Below are 18,378 nucleotides of genomic sequence, written 5' to 3'. Positions count from 1 at the left end.
GCGACCGGCGGGTCAGCGCCGCCCGCCCGCTCCGCAGACTGCGCCGCACGGCGGCCAGCTGGGGCGGGGTGAGGCGGCCGGGCTCGTACTGATCCATACGCGTGGTGCCCTTTCGGAAAGCGGGCGGGGTCCTAGTGGCGGTCCCCGAAGACCGTGCGGTGCCAGTCCTTGCGGACGGCCGCCGTGTTGTCGAACATGACGTGCTTGACCTGCGTGTACTCATCGAAGGAGTACACCGACATGTCCTTGCCGAAGCCGGACGCCTGGTATCCGCCGTGCGGCATCTCGCTGATGATCGGGATGTGGTCGTTGATCCACACGCACCCGGCCCGCAGATCGCGGGTGGCCCGCTGGGCGCGGTAGACGTTGCCGGTCCACGCGGAGGCGGCGAGGCCGTAGGGGGTGTCGTTGGCCAGCCGCAGGCCCTCGTCGTCGGTGTCGAAGGGGAGGACGACGAGGACGGGCCCGAAGATCTCCGACTGGACGATCTCGCTGTCCTGGGCGGCGCCGGTGACCAGGGTGGGCCGGTAGTAGGCGCCGCTCTTGAGGTCGCCGCCGGGGGCCTCGCCGCCGGTGACCACGGTCGCGTAGGCGCGGGCCCGGTCCACGAAGCCGGCGACGCGGTCGCGGTGGGCGTGCGAGACCAGCGGGCCGAGGTCGGTGCCGGGAGCGAAGGGGTCGCCGAGCCGCACGGTCTCCATCAGCGCGGCGGTCCGCTCCACGAACGCCTCGTACAGCGGGCGCTGCACATAGGCGCGGGTCGCGGCCGTGCAGTCCTGGCCGGTGTTGATGAGCGCGCCGGCGACCGCGCCGTTGGCGGCGGCCTCCAGGTCGGCGTCGTCGAACACCACGAAGGGTGCCTTGCCGCCCAGCTCCAGGTGGAGCCGCTTGACGGTGGCCGTGGCGATCTCCGCGACCCTGCGGCCGACGGCGGTGGACCCGGTGAACGACGTCATCGCCACGTCCGGATGTCCGACCAGCCGCTCCCCCGCCCCCGGCCCGGTTCCGCTGACGATGTTGATCACACCGTCCGGGATGCCCGCGTCGACGGCGGCCCGCGCGAACAGCAGCGAGGTGAGCGGGGTCAGCTCGGCGGGCTTGAGCACGATGGTGTTGCCCGCGGCGACGGCCGGGAGGACCTTCCACGCGGCCATCTGCAGCGGGTAGTTCCAGGGCGAGATCGACCCGACCACCCCGATGGGCTCCCGGCGGACGTACGAGGTGTGGTCACCGGAGTACTCCCCCGCCGACTGCCCCTGGAGCTGCCGGGCGGCGCCCGCGAAGAAGGCGGTGTTGTCGATGGTGCCGGGGACGTCGAACTCGCGGGTGAGCTTCAGCGGCTTGCCGCACTGGAGCGACTCGGCGCGAGCGAAGTCCTCGGCGCGGTCCGCGAGCACTGCGGCGAAACGGTTCAGCGCGTCGGAGCGCTCGCCCGGCGTGGCGGCGGCCCAGCCGGGGAAGGCGGCGCGCGCGGCGGCCACGGCCGCGTCGACGTCGCTCTCCCCGGCGAGCTCGTAGCGGTACACCTCCTCGCCGGTCGCAGGGTCGGTCACCGCGTGGGTACGGCCCGAGGTGCCCGGCGCGGGGCGGCCCGCGACGAACTGCGCACCCTCGGCGAAGCGGTCGCGCGCCGGAAATCGTTCCGGGGTGTCGGTGCCCGGCTTGTGCATGTCGCTCTCCTCCGCCGGACACCCTTTCGGGGGCCGGGTGGCGTGGCTCCAGCTCGATTTGAGTGCCGATCCTGACAGAGGAGGAGGAGTGCAACAAGGGATTCCGTTGTTGCCTTTTGGTTACGCGACGGAATCTGTCGGCGGGCTGTCGAGTCGCGATCGAAAAGGAGGGACGGGTTGTCAGTGGTGGCTGCCACACTCGCGTGCATGGGGAAGATCGACGGGGTGGAAGCGCTGATCGGCGCGGTCCGGGCGGGGGCGCCCGTGAAGTATCTGCACTTCTGGGGGCACCGCCCGCAGCGGGACGGGAGCGTGGGCGCGGGGTGTCTGAGCCAGTGGTGGCCGGCGCCGTTCACGGTGGACGGGGTCGAGTACGCGACCGCCGAGCACTGGATGATGGCGGGCAAGGCGCGCCTCTTCGCCGACCCGGACGCCGAGCGGCTGGTGCTGGCCGCGGGGCATCCGGCCGGGGCGAAGAAGGCGGGGCGGCTGGTCCGGGGCTTCGACGAGGAGATATGGCGCCGGGAGCGGTTCCGGATCGTCGTCGAGGGCAGCGTGCACAAGTTCGCCGCCGACCCCGGCCTGCGCGAGTTCCTGCTCGGCACGGGCGAGCGGGTGCTGGTGGAGGCGAGTCCGGTGGACCGCGTGTGGGGGATCGGGCTCAGCGTCCAGGACGAGGCCGCGTGGGACCCGGCCCGCTGGAAGGGGCCGAACCTCCTGGGCTTCGCGCTGATGGAGGCTCGGGACCGGCTGCGTTCAAAGGCGGGGTGAGGCGGGGAGCTGCGGCGCGGAGTTGTAGGTGGAGCCGAAGGGGTCGTCGTCCTGCCGGCTGTCCTCCTTGTTCGCGGCGAACACGAGGATGCCGATGAAGAGCGCCAGCGTGGCCACGCCCACGATGATGCCGATGATGCCGAGCACGAAGCCCGCCTGGGCCTGCCCGCGGTTGGTGGCCTCGCCCCGGTCGGCACGCCTGCGGCCCTGGACGCCCAGGATCACGGCGATGACACCGAGGATCAGGGAGACGACTCCGTAGAGGCAGAACAGCACGATGGAGAGGATGCCGAGCACCAGAGCGGCGGTGCCCGCGTTGTTCTGCGGGGCGGGGCCCATGGGGCCGCCGGGCCAGCCGTAGGCCGGGGGCTGGGGGTAGCCGGGGTAGCTCTGCGCACCCGGGTAGCCCTGGGGGCCGGGGTGGCTCGGGTAGCCGTAACCGGCCGGGGTGTAGGGCGGGACGCCGGGGCCGTTCGGGCCGATGGGCGGGGGCGGGACGGTGGGTCCGCCGTGCTGCGGGGGCACGGTGGGTCCGGCCTGCGGGCCCGAGCCTGCGGCGGGCATGGCGGCCATGGTCGCCTGGTCGTGGACCGAGGGCGGGGTCTGCTGGTGCTTCTGCAGAGAGGGTCCCTGGGGCGGTGCCCACGGGTCGGAGCCCGGCTCCTGCCCGCTCGTCCCTCGTCCGCCGTCGGGCTGTGTCTGCTCCGTCACGTCCTCATCCCCCCACGTAGCTTGTCAGCCCATGTTAGAGCCGCCGCACGGACCGTACGGAGCTGCCCCTTCCCCGAGCGACCGTAGGGTCTGCCGCCCCGTCCTAGGATGTCTGCGCACCGTCCGACCAGCCTGGGGAGGCTCCCTTGACCGAGCGAAGCGCCGCCCGCGATCCGCACGACTTCATCGCCGGACTGCCCAAGGCCGAACTGCACGTCCACCACGTGGGCTCCGCCTCCCCCCGCATCGTCTCGGAACTGGCCGCCCGGCACCCCGACTCCAAGGTCCCGACCGACCCCGAGGCGCTGGCGGACTACTTCTCCTTCACCGACTTCGCGCACTTCATCCAGGTGTACCTGTCGGTCGTGGACCTGGTCCGCACCCCGGAGGACGTCCGGCTGCTGACGTACGAGATCGCGCGCGACATGGCCCGGCAGCAGGTGCGGTACGCCGAGCTGACCGTCACCCCGTTCTCCTCCGTGCGGCGCGGCATAGAGGACCGGGCCTTCATGGACGCGATCGAGGACGCCCGCAAGTCCGCCGAGGCCGACTTCGGGACCGTGCTGCGCTGGTGCTTCGACATCCCCGGCGAGGCCGGGCTGGTGTCGGCGGAGGAGACGGCCCGGATGGCGACGGACGACCGCGTCCGCCCCGAGGGCCTCGTCTCCTTCGGCCTCGGCGGCCCGGAGATCGGCGTCCCCCGCCCGCAGTTCAAGCCGTACTTCGACCGCGCGCGGGCCGCCGGCCTCCACTCGGTCCCCCACGCCGGCGAGACCACGGGCCCCCAGACGGTCTGGGACGCCCTGACCACGCTGGGCGCGGAACGCATCGGCCACGGCACCAGCTCGGCCCAGGACCCCCGGCTCCTCGCGCACCTGGCCGAGCACCGCATCGCCCTCGAGGTCTGCCCCACCTCCAACATCGCCACCCGCGCGGTCCGCACCCTCGACGAACACCCCTTGAAGCAGTTCGCCGACGCGGGCGTCCTCGTCACCATCAACTCCGACGACCCCCCGATGTTCGGCACGGACCTGAACAAGGAGTACGCGATCGCGTCCCGCCTGCTCGACCTGGACGAGCGGGGTCTGGCCGCCCTCGCGAAGAACGCGGTGGAGGCGTCGTTCCTGGACGCGGCGGGGAAGGAGCGGATCGCTTCGGAGATCGACGCGTACACGGAGGCGTGGCTGGCGGGCTGAGGCGAGGTGGGGACTGCCAACGGGCCCGATCCACCGCCCCGCTGCGCGCTCTCGCCCGCCAGGCGGGGCTTCGCCTGCCGGCGCCCCGCAGGCTGCCAGAATGACGACCATGCAGACCTGGACCGCCGTCGCACACCGGGGCGACCCCTACCGCTTCCGTGAGAACACCCTCGCCTCGCTGCGCTCCGCGCTGGACCGGGGCGCGGACGCGGTGGAGATCGACGTACGCCTGACCCGCGACGGCGTCCCCGTCCTCCTGCACGACGACACCCTGAAGCGCCTGTGGGAGGCCGACCGCCCCCTGTCGGCACTGACGGCGGCCCAGGTGACGGAACTGACGGCGGGCGGCATCCCCACCCTGGCGGAAGCCCTGTCGGCAACGGAGGGCACGCGGGTCATGGCTGACCTGTGCGGCGGCGTAACCCCGCGGGTAGCGGACCGGGTCCTGGACGTGGTCCGCCAGTCGGGCGCCGAAGACCGCGTCTACTACTCCGCAGGCGCCCAGTCCCTCCTGACCCTCCGCGCAGCCGCCCCCACAGCCGAACTGGCCCTCACCTGGACCACCACAGCCCGCCCGCGCCCAGCCCTCCTCACCGCCCTGCGCCCCCACTACCTCAACTACCGCTTCTCGCTGGTCGACCGCGACCTGGCCACCCGAGTGCACAAGGAGGGCTACCTCCTGTCGGTCTGGACCCCGGACACGGGGCGCTCGATGCGGAAGCTGCTGGCACTGGGCGCGGACTCGATCACGACGAACCGAATCGACACCCTGACCGCCCTGCGGAAAGCAGGCGGGGCAGGAGCGCCGCTCTCCTAAAGCGGGTGTCGCAGGTTCGAATCCTGCCGGGGCGCGCGGCTCACGTGGGTCCGGCAGGCCCTGCCCGCCCCCGCTCCGCCCGTACCGGAGCCGGCCCCGTGGGGCTTCGACTCGTTCGGGCAGGTGCACCAGGGCCGAACGGCTCGACCTGCCAGGCCGAGGCAGCCGCTCAGGGCTGCGACTACCTTCGTGGGGAGAGCAGATCGCCACCGGAGGAGGAACGACGATGGCCGGCACCGAAACGCTCGACCGCAGCACCTGGGAGACCGCCCTCAACCAGATGAGCGAGGAACACCAGGGCGAGTTCGTCACCATCGAGGTACTGGACCCCGAGGTCGGTCATCAGTACGAAGCCGACCGGCTGCCTTTCGCCACCATCTCGTACGACCCGAAGGACGACGTAGTTGCCGTCTCCGTGGGCGGACGGTCGCCGCGCTACCCCGTCGTCCTGCGGCACCTGGTGTGGCACCCGACGGAGATCGACGTCGCCACGCAGGACGTTCCCGAGCCGGCGGTCCGGACGGTCGACAAGGACGGCACCGCCACGCTGATCACCTTCTTCCCCCCGGAGTCCGGCACGGAGTCCTGACCAAGGACACCGACGGCGAACGGCGATTCGGCGACTCGACCCAGTCGCTGATCGGCGGCTCCCCCGCGCAAGAGGAGCCGCCGGTACCAGCAGGTCCGCTCAGTCGAAGTACTCCGGCTGCGTCTGCACATTCAGCTCAGGCAGGTGCACGCGGCGGGCCGAGTCCGTGCGGCGGTCGTTCAGTTTCAGGACGTCGAAGCCCTTCATGATGTCGTTGGAGTAGATGTAGCCGTTGTAGTAGTACGCCGACCAGGAGCCCCCGATCTGGAGGGTGTCCGTGGTCAGCGGGCCACGCTCGAAGTAGGCGATCTCGTGCGGGTGGGCGGAGTCGGTGAAGTCCCAGACGGAGATGCCGCCCTGGTACCACGCCTGGACCATGAGGTCGCGGCCCTTGACGGGGATGAGGGACCCGTTGTGGGCGACGCAGTTCTCGGTGTCGGCCTGGTAGCGGGGGATCTTGTAGTAGTTGCGGAAGACCAGCTTGCGGTGGTCGCCGCGGCCGGTGATGTCGTAGATGCCGTCGGCACCGCGGTCGGGGCCGATGGCCGCGTTGCAGGTGGCCGCCCCGCCGCCGCCCAGCTCGTCGGTGAAGACGACCTTGTCCGCGCGCTGATTGAACGTCGCGGAGTGCCAGAAGGCGAAGTTGACGTTGTCCTGGACCCGGTCGATGACCTTCGGGTGCTCGGGGTCCTTGATGGAGAACAGGATGCCGTCGCCCATGCAGGCGCCCGCCGCGAGGTCCTTGGAGGGCAGGACGGTCAGGTCGTGGCAGCCGGTGGTCTTGGAGACGCCGGGGTTGGTGGGCGCGCCCGGGTTGCCGCCGCCATCGGGGCCCTCACCGGGGAAGAGCACGGGGAAGCCGACCACGGCCGCCTTCTCGGGCGCCTTGCGCGGCACCTTGATGACCGAGATGCCGTCGTGCGGCGGCTGGCAGTCGGGGAAGGCGGCGCTGGGCGAGTACGAGGAGACGTAGATGTAGACGTCTCTCCGCTCGGGCACCAGCGTGTGGGTGTGGGAGCCGCAGGCGGTCTCGACGGCGGCGACGTACTTCGGGTTCGCCTTGTCGCTGATGTCGAAGATCTTCATGCCCTCCCACGACGACTTCTCGGTCGCGGGCTGGGTGGTGCTCGCGCAGGAGTTGTCGCTGCGCGAGGAGTCGGTGGAGAGGAACAGCAGGTTTCCGCTGACGGAGACGTCGTTCTGCGAGCCTGGGCACAGCACCTGGGCGACCGTCCTCGGCGCCTTCGGGTTGCTGATGTCGAAGATGCGGAAGCCGTCGTAGTTGCCGGCGTAGGCGTACCGCCCCTGGAAGGCCAGGTCGGTGTTGTAACCGGGGAGGGCGTCCTTGGGGACGTTGGTGAGGTGCTCGATGTTGGCGGAGTGGACGATCTCGTCCTGCCCCGGTATCTCGCCGTCCGCGATCGCGCCCCGCACCTCGGCCGCCTCGCTCTGGGAGACGCGCTGTCCGGCGGCGGGGCTGTCACCGGGGTCGGGCGTGGCGGAAGCCGGTGCGGTGGTGAGCAGCGCGGCCAGGAGACCTGCCGCGGCGGCGGCGACTCCCAGGCGTCTGCGACGGGTTCGGGGATCTTGGGACAGGGTCACTGCTTCCTCCCTGGTGCCGGACGTGGGGGCGCGGCTCACACTCCCCCGCAGTATCGTCCGCGTCATGGACAGGTCAACAGTGCGCAATGAGTCGCGTCCGAAGGTTCTCGGTCATTCGCGGGCGGAAGAGTGCTAGGACGGTCGGTATCCGCTCCCCCACGAACGCAGGAGACTCCCGTGCCTCACCGCCGCGCCTCCCTCACCACGGCCCTCCTGACGGCCGCGGCCGTACTGGCGGCCGGCGGCTGCTCCGGTTCCGCGAACGGAGGCGATTCCGGCGCCACGTCCGCCGCACGCACCGGCCCTTCGGTCATCGCCCCTGGCAAGCCCGGCGAGGCGAACCGCACGATGTCCGCCGAGGACGCCGCCGAGCAGCGCCAGGACGACAACTCCCCCAACGCGGCGGACCGTTCCTACGCCCGCATGATGATCGTCCACCACACGCAAGCACTGAAGATGACCGAACTCGCCCCCAAGAGAGCCCAGTCGACGCAGGTCAAGCGCATCGCGGAACGCATATCCGCCGCCCAGGGCCCCGAAATCAGCGCGATGAAGAGCTGGTTGGCCACGAACGGCAAGGGCGGCACGGCGCATGACCACGGCACCATGCCCGGCATGGCCACCGATGCTCAGCTGACCGAACTGCGCGCCGCCCGGGGCAAGGCGTTCGACCAGCTCTTCCTGAAGCTGATGATCGCCCACCACGAGGGCGCGATCACCATGGCCACCGACGTGAAGGCGCAGGGCAACAACATCCAGATCGAGGAGATGGCGGACGACGTGATCGCCCAGCAGACCAGCGAGATCGTCCGGATGCGGGACATGCTCTGACCAGGGCGAACGGCGAGGCGAACGGCCAGGCGAACGAGGGGGCGAGCGGCCGGACGACCGGCCCGGCCGCAGGCCCCGGTCAACACCCCCTCACGCCCCCACGTACTCCGCCAAGTGCCGCCCCGTAAGCGTCGACCGGTCCGCCACCAGCTCAGCCGGCGTGCCCTCGAACACGATCTGCCCGCCGTCGTGCCCCGCACCCGGCCCCAGGTCGATGATCCAGTCCGCGTGGGCCATCACCGCCTGGTGGTGCTCCACGACGATGACGGACTTTCCGGAGTCCACCAACCGGTCGAGCAGACCGAGGAGTTGCTCCACATCGGCGAGGTGGAGTCCGGCGGTCGGCTCGTCCAGGACGTACACACCGCCCTTCTCCCCCATGTGCGTGGCCAGCTTGAGCCGCTGGCGTTCGCCGCCGGAGAGGGTGGTGAGCGGCTGGCCCAGGGTGAGGTAGCCGAGGCCCACGTCGGAAAGGCGGGTCAGGATGCGGTGCGCAGCCGGAATACGCGCCTCGCCCTCCGCGAAGAACGCCTCGGCCTCGCTGACCGGCATCGCCAGCACCTCGCTGATGTCGCGGCCCCCGAGCCGGTACTCCAGCACCGCCGCCTGGAAGCGCCGCCCCTCGCACTCCTCGCACGTCGTGGCGACGCCCGCCATCATGGCGAGGTCGGTGTAGACGACCCCGACGCCGTTGCAAGTGGGGCACGCGCCCTCGGAGTTGGCGCTGAACAGCGCGGGCTTGACCCCGTTGGCCTTGGCGAACGCCTTGCGGATCGGGTCCAGCAGCCCCGTGTACGTGGCGGGGTTGCTCCGCCGTGACCCCCGGATCGCCCCCTGGTCGACGGAGACGACCCCCTCCCCCTCGGGCACCGACCCGTGCACCAGCGAACTCTTGCCGGACCCGGCGACCCCGGTCACCGCGACCAGCACCCCGAGCGGGATGTCCACGTCGATCCCGCGCAGGTTGTTGGCGTCGGCGCCCCGGATCTCCAGCGCACCGGTGGCCTTACGGACGCTCTTCTTCAGCGAGGCCCGGTCGTCCAGGTGGCGCCCGGTGACGGTGTCGGAGGCCCGCAGCCCCTCGACCGTGCCCTCGAAGCACACGGCGCCGCCCCCCGTACCGGCGCCCGGACCGAGGTCGACCACATGGTCGGCGATGGCGATGATCTCCGGCTTGTGCTCCACGACCAGCACGGTGTTGCCCTTGTCGCGCAGGCGCAGCAGCAGGCCGTTCATCCGCTGGATGTCGTGCGGGTGCAGTCCGGTGGTGGGCTCGTCGAAGACGTACGTGACGTCGGTGAGCGAGGAGCCGAGGTGGCGGATCATCTTCACCCGCTGCGCCTCGCCGCCGGACAGCGTGCCCGAGGGGCGGTCGAGGGAGAGGTAGCCGAGGCCGATCTCCACGAACGAGTCGAGGCTGTGACCGAGCGCGGTGAGCAGCGGGGCGACCGAGGGGTCGTCGAGGCCGCGTACCCACTCGGCGAGGTCGGTGATCTGCATCGCGCAGGCGTCGGCGATGCTCACGCCGTCGATCGTCGAGGTACGGGCGCCCTCGCTCAGCCGGGTGCCCGCGCAGTCGGGGCACACGGTGAAGGTGACGGCCCGCTCCACGAAGGCGCGGACGTGCGGCTGGAGCGAGTCGACGTCCTTGGAGAGGAACGACTTCTGGATCTTCGGGATCAGGCCCTCGTACGTGAGGTTGATGCCCTCCACCTTGATCTTGGTGGGCTCCTTGTGGAGCAGGTCGTGCAGCTCGCGCTTGGTGAACTTGGCGATCGGCTTGTCCGGGTCGAAGAAGCCGCAGCCGGTGTAGATGCGGCCGTACCAGCCGTCCACGCTGTAGCCGGGGATGGTGAGCGCGCCCTCGCGCAGCGACTTGGAGTCGTCGTAGAGCTGCGTGAGGTCGATGTCGGTGACCGCGCCCCGGCCCTCGCAGCGCGGGCACATCCCGCCGGTACGGCTGAAGGTGACCTTCTCCGCCCTGCGCGCCCCCTTGTCCACCTTGATCGCGCCGCTGGCCTGCACCGACGCGACGTTGAAGGCGTACGCGCTGGGCGGGCCGAGGTGCGGGGCGGCGAGCCGGCTGAACAGGATGCGGAGCATGGCGTTGGCGTCGGTGGCGGTGCCGACGGTGGAGCGGGGGTCGGCCCCGAGGCGCTGCTGGTCCACGATGATCGCGGTGGTCAGCCCGTCGAGCACGTCCACCTCGGGACGGGCGAGCGTCGGCATGAAGCCCTGGACGAACGCGCTGTACGTCTCGTTGATCAGCCGCTGCGACTCGGCGGCGATGGTGCCGAAGACCAGCGAGCTCTTGCCGGAGCCGGAGACGCCGGTGAACACCGTCAGCCGGCGCTTGGGGATCTCGACGCTGACGTCCTTCAGGTTGTTCACCCGCGCGCCGTGGACCCGGATCATCTCGTGGCTGTCGGCGGCGTGCACGTCCGTGCCCTTGGTCATCCCGTCTCCATCTTCACGTACTGGCTTCTTGTCGTACGCCGGCAGGCTCAGCGGTGCTCCTGGATGCGGAGCATGTTGCCCGCGGGGTCCCGTACGGCGCAGTCCCGGATGCCGTACGGCTGGTCGGCGGGCTCCTGGACGATGTCGGCACCGGCCGCCACCAGCCGGTCGAAGGTACCGTCCAGGTCGGGGGTGGCCAGCACCATGCCGGCGTACGTGCCCTTGGCCATCATCTCGGCGATGACGCGCCGCTCGTCGTCGGTGATGCCGGGGTCCATGGCGGGCGGGCTCAGCACGATGTTCGTGTCCGGCTGGCCCTTGGGGCCCACGGTGAGCCAGCGCAGGTTGTTGTGGCCCACGTCGTTGCGCAGCTCGAAGCCGAGGGTGTCGCGGTAGAAGGCGAGGGCCGCCTCCGGGTCGTCCTGCGGGAGGAAGCTGGCGTGAATGCTGATGTCCATGGCCGTCACGCTAGCCGTGGCCCGTGACCCGCGCTTCTCGATTCCTGACCGGTCTGGTCACCACCTTGACCACGCAGGTCGGCAGCCCTTCCGTCGCCCGCGCCGCCTCGATCCGGTACACGCTCGGCGCCATCCCGACCAGCTCACTGAAGCGCGTACTGAACGTCCCGAGCGAGGAGCACCCCACCTCGAAGCACACCTCGGTCACACTCAGATCCCCCCGCCGCAGCAAGGCCATCGCCCGCTCGATCCGCCGCGTCATCAGATAGCTGTACGGCGACTCCCCGTACGCGGCCCGGAACTGCCGGCTCAGGTGCCCGGCCGACATGTTCACCCCGCGAGCCAACGCCTCCACGTCCAGCGGCCGCGCGTACTCCCGGTCAATCCGATCCCGCACCCGCCGCAACAACCTGAGCTCCCGCAGACGGCGCGGGTCACCGGGTGAGCTGGTCATACCGAAAGCGTGCCATGGGAGGGGGCGTCGGCCCCCTACAATCCCGCGATCGAGTTCCACCGTCGTGCGAACTCCGGTCGTTCCGTCGGCTTGATGTCGCGGGCGATGGCGAGGCGCTTGCGCAGGGGGCCGTTGGGGAAGATCAGGGGGTTCGCGGCGAGGGCGGCGGTGTCCCTGTCGGGGCTGTCGGCGAGGATGTGCTGGGCCGCCGGGACCGGGCAGACGTAGTTGACCCAGGTGGCGAGTTCGGCGGCCACCGAGGGGGTGTAGTAGTAGTCGATCAGGCGCTCGGCGTTGGCCTTGTGGGTCGCGCGGTCGGGGATCATCAGGGAGTCCGACCAGAGTTCGGCGCCCTCCTCGGGGACGACGAAACGGATGTGCGGGTTGTCGGCCTGGAGCTGGATGACGTCGCCGGAGTACGCCTGGCAGGCGAGGACATCGCCGCTGACCAGGTCCTTGGTGTAGTCGTTGCCGGTGAAGCGGCGGATCTGGCCCCGGCGGACCTCGCGTTCCACCTCGTCGCACATGGTGTGGAAGTCGGCGGCCGTCCAGCGGGTGATGTCCACGCCGTTGCCCTGCATCAGCAGCGCGAACGCCTCGTCGAGCCCGGACAGCAGCGTCACCCGGCCCTTGAGGTCGCTCGCCCAGAGGTCCTTCACGTGCCGGATCTCGCGGCCGAGCCGGCGGCGGTCGTACGCGATGCCGGTGATCCCGGACTGCCAGGGGACGGTGAACATACGGCCCGGGTCGAAGGCGGGCCGGCGCAGCAGCGGGTCCAGGTACTTCGCGACGTTCGGCTGCCCGGCCCGGTCCATCCGCTGGACCCAGCCGAGGCGGACGTACCGCGCGCACATCCAGTCGCTGATGACGATCAGGTCCCGGCCGGTGGGCCGGTGGTTCATCAGGGCGGGGCTGATCTTGCCGAAGAACTCGTCGTTGTCGTTGATCTCCTCGACGTAGTCGACGGAGATCCCGGTGCGCTTCCGGAAGGCGTCCAGCGTGGGCCGCTTGTTCGCGTCGTCGTCATCGGTGTCGATGTACAGCGGCCAGTTCGACCAGGTCAGCCGGTGGTCGGTGGCGGACCGGTCGGGGGCGGAGCGGTCGCCGGCACGGACGTACGCCGAGGGCACCCCGCACCCGGCGAGCGCGCCGAGCGCGGCGGTGCCCCCGAGGGCCCGCAGCACGGACCGGCGGGAGGGGGCGGAACCACGAACAGAGGTGTGAAGCACCCGGAAAGTGTGCCGCCCCGTCCCCCGCGGGAACAATCCGACCAGGTCAGGAGTCCAGGGACGTCATCACGTGCTTGATCCGCGTGTAGTCGTCGAACCCGTACGCCGACAGGTCCTTGCCGTAGCCGGACTTCTTGAAGCCGCCGTGCGGCATCTCCGCGACCAGCGGGATGTGGGTGTTGATCCACACGCAGCCGAAGTCCAGCTTCTTGGACATGCGCATGGCGCGCCCGTGGTCCTTGGTCCACACCGAGGAGGCCAGCGCGTAGTCGACGCCGTTGGCCCACTCGACGGCCTGGTCCTCGTCGGTGAAGGACTGGACGGTGATGACCGGCCCGAACACCTCGTTCTGGATGATCTCGTCGTCCTGCTTCAGGCCGGAGACCACGGTCGGGGCGTAGAAGTACCCCTTGTCACCGACCTGGTGGCCGCCCGACTCGACCTTGGCGTGCGCGGGCAGCCGCTCGATGAAGCCGGCGACCTGCTTGAGCTGGTTCGGGTTGTTCAGCGGGCCGTAGAGCACGTCCTCGTCGTCCGGCTGCCCGGTCTTCGTCTCGGACGCGGCCTTGGCGAGCGCGGCCACGAACTCGTCGTGGATGGACTCCTGGACGAGGACACGGGTCGCGGCCGTACAGTCCTGGCCGGCGTTGAAGAAGCCCGCCACCGAGATGTCCTCGACGGCCTTGGGGATGTCGGTGTCCTCGAAGACGACGACCGGTGCCTTGCCGCCCAGCTCCAGGTGGACCCGCTTGAGGTCCTTGGAGGCCGACTCGGCGACCGACATGCCGGCGCGCACCGAGCCGGTGATGGAGGCCATCGCCGGGGTCGGGTGCTCGACCATCATGCGGCCGGTGTCGCGGTCGCCGCAGATGACGTTGAAGACGCCGGCCGGCAGGACCGAGCCGATGATCTCGGCGATGAGGACGGTGGAGGCCGGGGTGGTGTCCGAGGGCTTGAGGACGACCGTGTTGCCCGCGGCGAGCGCCGGGGCGAACTTCCACACGGCCATCATCATCGGGTAGTTCCACGGCGCGACCTGCGCGCAGACGCCGATCGGCTCGCGGCGGATGATCGAGGTCAGGCCGTCCATGTACTCGCCGGCCGAGCGCCCCTCCAGCATCCGGGCCGCGCCCGCGAAGAAGCGGATCTGGTCGACCATCGGCGGGATCTCCTCGGAGCGGGTGAGCCCGACGGGCTTGCCCGTGTTCTCCACCTCGGCCGCGATGAGTTCCTCAGCCCGCTCCTCGAACGCGTCGGCGATCTTCAGCAGGGCCTTCTGCCGCTCGGCGGGGGTGGTGTCGCGCCAGGCCGGGAACGCCCTGGCGGCCGCGTCCATGGCGGCGTCCACGTCCGCCTGCCCGGACAGCGGCGCGGTCGCGTACACCTCACCAGTGGCGGGGTTGACCACCTCGGTGGTCCGTCCGTCGGCGGCGTCCCGGAACTCACCGGCGACATAGTTCCGGAGTTTGCGCAGCCCACGCGGCTCGGTGCTCACTGCCGGCCTCCTGATCTGGTTCGAGGGTTCGAGCTGTCCCCGCCCCGGAGGGCCGCATGGCTGTCCGGTGGCTGAGACAACCCAACCCTAGTCGGGACACCCACGTTTTCAACACCCCCGCCCGCACGCGTCCTGCGAAATCCGCACACTGCAAGCTCGTAAACAACGAATTTCATCGATCGAGCCTTGCGAAACTGTCGAGGTGTCGTGCACAGTGAGGGCGTGGCCAGTCGAAGCACAGAACACAGGGACTCCGCCCGCGAGTCCAGGAGCGGCACTCCGCAGTTGGACGCCGTCTCCCTCGCCATCATCGAGCAGCTCCAGGAGGACGGCCGCAGGCCCTACGCCGCGATCGGCAAGGCGGTCGGCCTCTCCGAGGCGGCGGTGCGCCAGCGGGTGCAGAAGCTGCTCGACCAGGGCGTGATGCAGATCGTGGCGGTCACCGACCCGCTCACCGTGGGCTTCCGCCGCCAGGCGATGGTCGGGGTGCATGTCGAGGGCGACGTGGACGGCGTCGCGGACGCGCTGAGCGCCATGTCGGAGGTCGAGTACGTGGTGATGACCGCCGGCTCCTTCGACGTCCTCGCCGAGATCGTCTGCGAGGACGACGACCACCTGCTGGACGTGATCAACAGGCGTATCCGGGCCCTGCCCGGCGTCCGCTCCACCGAGAGCTTCGTCTATCTCAAGCTCAAGAAGCAGACCTATATGTGGGGAACCCGATAACCGTGACGCAGAAGGACCTCAGCCGCACCGCGTACGACCACCTGTGGATGCACTTCACCCGCATGTCGTCGTACGAGAACTCGCCCGTCCCCACCATCGTGCGGGGTGAGGGCACCCACGTCTTCGACGACAAGGGCAAGCGGTACCTCGACGGCCTGGCGGGCCTGTTCGTGGTCCAGGCCGGGCACGGCCGGGTGGAGCTGGCCGAGACCGCGCTGAAGCAGGCGCAGGAGCTGGCCTTCTTCCCGGTGTGGTCCTACGCCCACCCGAAGGCGATCGAGCTGGCCGAGCGGCTGGCCGGCTACGCCCCCGGCGACCTCAACAAGGTCTTCTTCACCACCGGCGGCGGCGAGGCCGTGGAGACCGCGTGGAAGCTGGCCAAGCAGTACTTCAAGCTGGTCGGCAAGCCCGCCAAGCACAAGGTGATATCCCGCTCGCTGGCCTACCACGGCACCCCCCAGGGCGCCCTGTCCATCACCGGCCTGCCCGCGCTCAAGGCGCCCTTCGAGCCGCTGGTGCCGGGCGCGCACAAGGTGGCGAACACCAACATCTACCGCGCCCCGATCCACGGCGAGGACCCGGAGGCGTTCGGCCGCTGGGCCGCCGACCAGATCGAGCAGCAGATCCTCTTCGAGGGCCCGGACACGGTCGCCGCGGTCTTCGTGGAGCCGGTGCAGAACGCCGGCGGCTGCTTCCCGCCGCCGCCCGGCTACTTCCAGCGGGTGCGCGAGATCTGCGACCAGTACGACGTGCTGCTCGTCTCGGACGAGGTCATCTGCGCCTTCGGCCGCCTGGGCACGATGTTCGCCTGCGACAAGTTCGGCTACGTCCCCGACATCATCACCTGCGCCAAGGGCATGACCTCGGGCTACTCCCCGATCGGCGCGACCGTCGTCTCCGACCGGATCGCCGAGCCCTTCTACCGGGGCGACAACGTCTTCCTGCACGGCTACACCTTCGGCGGCCACCCGGTCTCCGCCGCGGTCGGCCTCGCCAACCTCGACCTGTTCGAGCGCGAGGGCCTGAACCAGCACGTCCTGGACAACGAGGGCGCCTTCCTGCGCACCCTGCAGAAGCTGCACGACCTGCCGATCGTCGGCGACGTCCGCGGCAACGGCTTCTTCTACGGCATCGAGCTGGTGAAGGACAAGAACACCAAGGAGTCCTTCGACGCCGACGAGATCGAGCGCGTCCTGTACGGCTTCCTCTCCAAGGCCCTGTTCGAGAACGGCCTGTACTGCCGTGCGGACGACCGCGGTGACCCGGTGATCCAGCTGGCCCCGCCGCTGATCGCCAACCAGGAGACGTTCGACGAGATCGAGCAGATCCTGCGCGCGACCCTGACGGAGGCGTGGACCAAGCTCTGACCCCGCCGGCCCCGGCCCCGGCGCCGCCCGTTCGAGTGAGAACGGCGGCCCGGGGCCGTGTGCTGTGCCGCCTCCCCCTCGGTGCTGCCTAGCGTGCCCAGTGACCGATCGGCCCGGTCTTCGTTCCCCCGAACAGGGCACAAGGACACGGGAAAACGGATCAGAACCGAGGTGTACGCCATGGAGGCTCCGCCGGACAACGACGTGCTGTGGGCACGCTCCCTGCACTTCAAGCATCCCGACGGCTCCCCCGGAATCGCCGGCATCTCGCTGGGCGTCCGGGAGAGCGAGATCCTCGCGGTCGGCGGCCCGCGCGGCAGTGGCAAAACGACCCTGCTGCGCTGTCTGTCCGGGCAGGTCCGGGTGGACGGGGGCGAGGTGTGGTTCAACAGCTCCCCCGTGCACACCCTGGGCCCGATGGCCCGCGAGAAGCTGCGCCGTGACCGGTTCGGCTGGATCGACCCGGCCCCGGCGCTCGTGCCGGAGCTGAACGTCTGGGAGAACGCGGCGCTGCCGCTGATGCTGCGCGGCACCAGTCGCCGCCGCGCCAAGGTGGCCGCCATGGAGTGGCTGGAGCGGCTGGACGTGGGCGACAAGTCCAAGAAGCGCCCGCACGAACTGCTCCAGGCGGAGCGGCAGCGCGTCGCCATCGCCCGCGCGCTCGCCCCCGGGCCGACGGTGCTGTTCGCCGACGAGCCGACCGCGCCCCTGCACCGCGCCGACCGCGGGCACGTCCTGCGCACGCTGACCACGGCGGCCCGCTCGCACGGCATCACGGTGGTCCTCGCCACCCACGACCCCGAGACGGCGGCCCTCGCCGACCGCTCGGTCTCGCTGCTGGACGGGCGCCGGGTGAAGACCGTGCACCTCCCCGACGCACCGGACACGGAAGGCCGGGCGGCGTGCTCGCTCTCCGTCTGACCCGCGCGGCCCGGCCCGCCGTCCAGTTGCGCCGTCTGCTGGTGGCGGCCGCCTCGGCGGGCACCGGCTTCCTGCTGCTCGGCTCCCTCGGCTACGCGATGGGCCACCCCCAGACGCCGGGCGCGGCGGCGCTGCGCCTGGCCTGGTGCGTGGTACCGCTCGCCGCGACGGTCTACCTGGCGCTGGCGGTGGCCCGTACCGACCCCGGCACCCGGCCCCGGCCGGGGCTGTCGGCGGTGGGGCTCGGGCCGGGCCGGCTGATGGCGGTCTCGGCGCTGACCACGCTGCTCGCCTGCACGCTGGGCTCGCTGGTCGCCCTGCTGTTCTTCCTGCATCTGCGCGGCGACCTGTCGGGGCTGCCCATCGACGGGAAGGGCGCGCAGTTCCTCGCGGCCGACCGGCCGCTGCCGGTACCGGCGGCGCTGACGCTGCTGGCGCTGCTGCCGCTCACCGCGTCGGGCGCGGTGGCGCTCAGCCTGCGCCCCCTGGACCCGCGCCGGCCCGATGTGAAGGGCACGGCGTCCTTCGGCGCCTGCTGGCGCGCCGTCCTGCACAAGACGGAGGCGCCCGCTCCAGCGGAAGCCCCGGTGGAAGCCGAGGCCGAAGGCTGGTCGGACGTGCTGACCGTCGCGCCGCCGCCCCGCGAGGCCCCGGCGGGCTTCCCCTGGGGTGTCGCCGCGCTGGCGGCGGGTCTCGCCGTGCAGGCGTACGCGAACCGGGCCGCCCCGGCGTCCGTGCTGGCGCTGCCCGTGGAGGGGGTGGCTGTGCTGGGCGGCTGGCTGCTCACCGCGCTGGGACTGGTCCTGGCCGCACCGGGCCTCACCTACCTGTGCGGGCGGGTGCTCCAGTCCGCGCAGCCCGGCGCGCTGCGGCTGCTGGCGGGGCGGGTGCTGATGTCGGAGGCCACACGGATCGGGCGCCCGCTGGGTGTGGTCTGCGCCGTGACGTCGGCCGCGCTCGCCACGACCGCGATGTACGACCAGCCGGCCGCCGCCTTCGGCCCGCTGTCGACCGTGGCCACGCTGGTGGTCGGCGGCTGCGCACTGGCCACGCTGCTGACGGCCGCCGTCGAGACCCGCCAGTC

At 70.9% G+C, this 18,378-nt stretch carries 17 protein-coding genes and 1 tRNA gene; 10 read left to right on the top strand and 8 right to left on the bottom strand.

Annotated features, from left to right (window positions below):
• Positions 1–131 precede the first annotated feature (131 nt).
• Entirely contained in the window at positions 132–1,670 is a 1,539-nt protein-coding gene (locus GT030_RS25325; protein WP_161203089.1) for a gamma-aminobutyraldehyde dehydrogenase, read from the bottom strand.
• A gap of 207 nt (positions 1,671–1,877) precedes the next feature.
• Between GT030_RS25325 and GT030_RS25320 the strand changes: the two genes are divergently transcribed.
• A complete protein-coding gene (locus tag GT030_RS25320; protein ID WP_161203088.1) occupies positions 1,878–2,441 on the top strand; it encodes an NADAR family protein in 564 nt (187 codons plus the stop codon).
• Here the strand turns inward: GT030_RS25320 and GT030_RS25315 are convergent.
• The gene (locus tag GT030_RS25315; protein ID WP_346009743.1) at positions 2,427–3,152 is read right to left on the bottom strand and encodes a DUF4190 domain-containing protein; all 726 of its coding nucleotides are present in this window, start codon (positions 3,150–3,152) and stop codon (positions 2,427–2,429) included. The genes GT030_RS25320 and GT030_RS25315 overlap by 15 nt on opposite strands.
• A gap of 146 nt (positions 3,153–3,298) precedes the next feature.
• Here GT030_RS25315 and GT030_RS25310 point away from each other — a divergent pair, with 146 nt between their 5' ends.
• The 4 genes from GT030_RS25310 (at position 3,299) to GT030_RS25295 (ending at position 5,754) form a co-directional block, all read left to right on the top strand.
• On the top strand, positions 3,299–4,348 hold the full coding sequence (locus tag GT030_RS25310; protein ID WP_161203087.1) for an adenosine deaminase: 1,050 nt from the start codon (positions 3,299–3,301) through the stop codon (positions 4,346–4,348).
• A gap of 109 nt (positions 4,349–4,457) precedes the next feature.
• Positions 4,458–5,165, top strand: coding sequence for a glycerophosphodiester phosphodiesterase (locus tag GT030_RS25305; protein ID WP_161203090.1), 708 nt, complete (start codon positions 4,458–4,460; stop codon positions 5,163–5,165).
• A tRNA-Arg gene (locus GT030_RS25300) sits at positions 5,123–5,200 on the top strand. The genes GT030_RS25305 and GT030_RS25300 overlap by 43 nt, the downstream gene beginning before the upstream one ends.
• A 191-nt stretch (positions 5,201–5,391) precedes the next feature.
• Positions 5,392–5,754, top strand: a complete 363-nt coding sequence (locus GT030_RS25295) for a DUF5335 family protein (protein WP_161203086.1) — start codon at positions 5,392–5,394, stop codon at positions 5,752–5,754.
• 99 nt (positions 5,755–5,853) lie between these two features.
• Here GT030_RS25295 and GT030_RS25290 read toward each other — a convergent pair whose 3' ends face one another.
• Positions 5,854–7,356, bottom strand: a complete 1,503-nt coding sequence (locus GT030_RS25290; RefSeq protein WP_346009742.1) for a hypothetical protein — start codon at positions 7,354–7,356, stop codon at positions 5,854–5,856.
• Positions 7,357–7,533: 177 nt separating this feature from the next.
• On the opposite strand from GT030_RS25290, the gene GT030_RS25285 reads away from it, so the two are divergent.
• Positions 7,534–8,187, top strand: coding sequence for a DUF305 domain-containing protein (locus GT030_RS25285; protein WP_161203084.1), 654 nt, complete (start codon positions 7,534–7,536; stop codon positions 8,185–8,187).
• Positions 8,188–8,277: 90 nt separating this feature from the next.
• Here GT030_RS25285 and GT030_RS25280 read toward each other — a convergent pair whose 3' ends face one another.
• From GT030_RS25280 to GT030_RS25260, 5 genes are read right to left on the bottom strand one after another with little or no spacing between them, the layout of a single operon-like run.
• Entirely contained in the window at positions 8,278–10,644 is a 2,367-nt protein-coding gene (locus GT030_RS25280; RefSeq protein ID WP_161203083.1) for an excinuclease ABC subunit UvrA, read from the bottom strand.
• Between the two features lie 47 nt (positions 10,645–10,691).
• On the bottom strand, positions 10,692–11,102 hold the full coding sequence (locus GT030_RS25275; RefSeq protein ID WP_161203082.1) for a VOC family protein: 411 nt from the start codon (positions 11,100–11,102) through the stop codon (positions 10,692–10,694).
• A 10-nt stretch (positions 11,103–11,112) separates the two neighbouring features.
• Positions 11,113–11,556, bottom strand: coding sequence for a helix-turn-helix transcriptional regulator (locus tag GT030_RS25270; RefSeq protein WP_086696181.1), 444 nt, complete (start codon positions 11,554–11,556; stop codon positions 11,113–11,115).
• Between the two features lie 35 nt (positions 11,557–11,591).
• Positions 11,592–12,785, bottom strand: a complete 1,194-nt coding sequence (locus tag GT030_RS25265) for an extracellular solute-binding protein (RefSeq protein WP_161203081.1) — start codon at positions 12,783–12,785, stop codon at positions 11,592–11,594.
• A 46-nt stretch (positions 12,786–12,831) separates the two neighbouring features.
• Positions 12,832–14,280 (bottom strand): gamma-aminobutyraldehyde dehydrogenase, encoded by a 1,449-nt coding sequence (locus tag GT030_RS25260; RefSeq protein WP_161203080.1) that lies wholly within the window; start codon positions 14,278–14,280, stop codon positions 12,832–12,834.
• A gap of 207 nt (positions 14,281–14,487) precedes the next feature.
• Between GT030_RS25260 and GT030_RS25255 the strand changes: the two genes are divergently transcribed.
• The 4 genes from GT030_RS25255 to GT030_RS25240 form a co-directional block, all read left to right on the top strand.
• Positions 14,488–15,006, top strand: a complete 519-nt coding sequence (locus GT030_RS25255; protein WP_161203079.1) for an Lrp/AsnC family transcriptional regulator — start codon at positions 14,488–14,490, stop codon at positions 15,004–15,006.
• Between the two features lie 2 nt (positions 15,007–15,008).
• Positions 15,009–16,373: an aspartate aminotransferase family protein gene (locus GT030_RS25250; RefSeq protein ID WP_161203078.1), complete on the top strand. Its 1,365-nt coding sequence runs from the start codon at positions 15,009–15,011 to the stop codon at positions 16,371–16,373.
• Between the two features lie 180 nt (positions 16,374–16,553).
• Positions 16,554–17,294, top strand: coding sequence for an ATP-binding cassette domain-containing protein (locus GT030_RS25245; protein WP_161203077.1), 741 nt, complete (start codon positions 16,554–16,556; stop codon positions 17,292–17,294).
• Positions 17,276–18,378: hypothetical protein (locus tag GT030_RS25240; RefSeq protein WP_161203076.1), on the top strand; the 1,103-nt coding region annotated here is incomplete at its 3' end. The genes GT030_RS25245 and GT030_RS25240, both read left to right, overlap by 19 nt.

It is taken from the genome of Streptomyces sp. SID1328, from assembly GCF_009865595.1.
Classification (GTDB): domain Bacteria; phylum Actinomycetota; class Actinomycetes; order Streptomycetales; family Streptomycetaceae; genus Streptomyces; species Streptomyces griseoluteus.
Note: the sequence above shows the minus strand (reverse complement) of the source record. Positions and strands in the feature narration are given on the sequence as shown.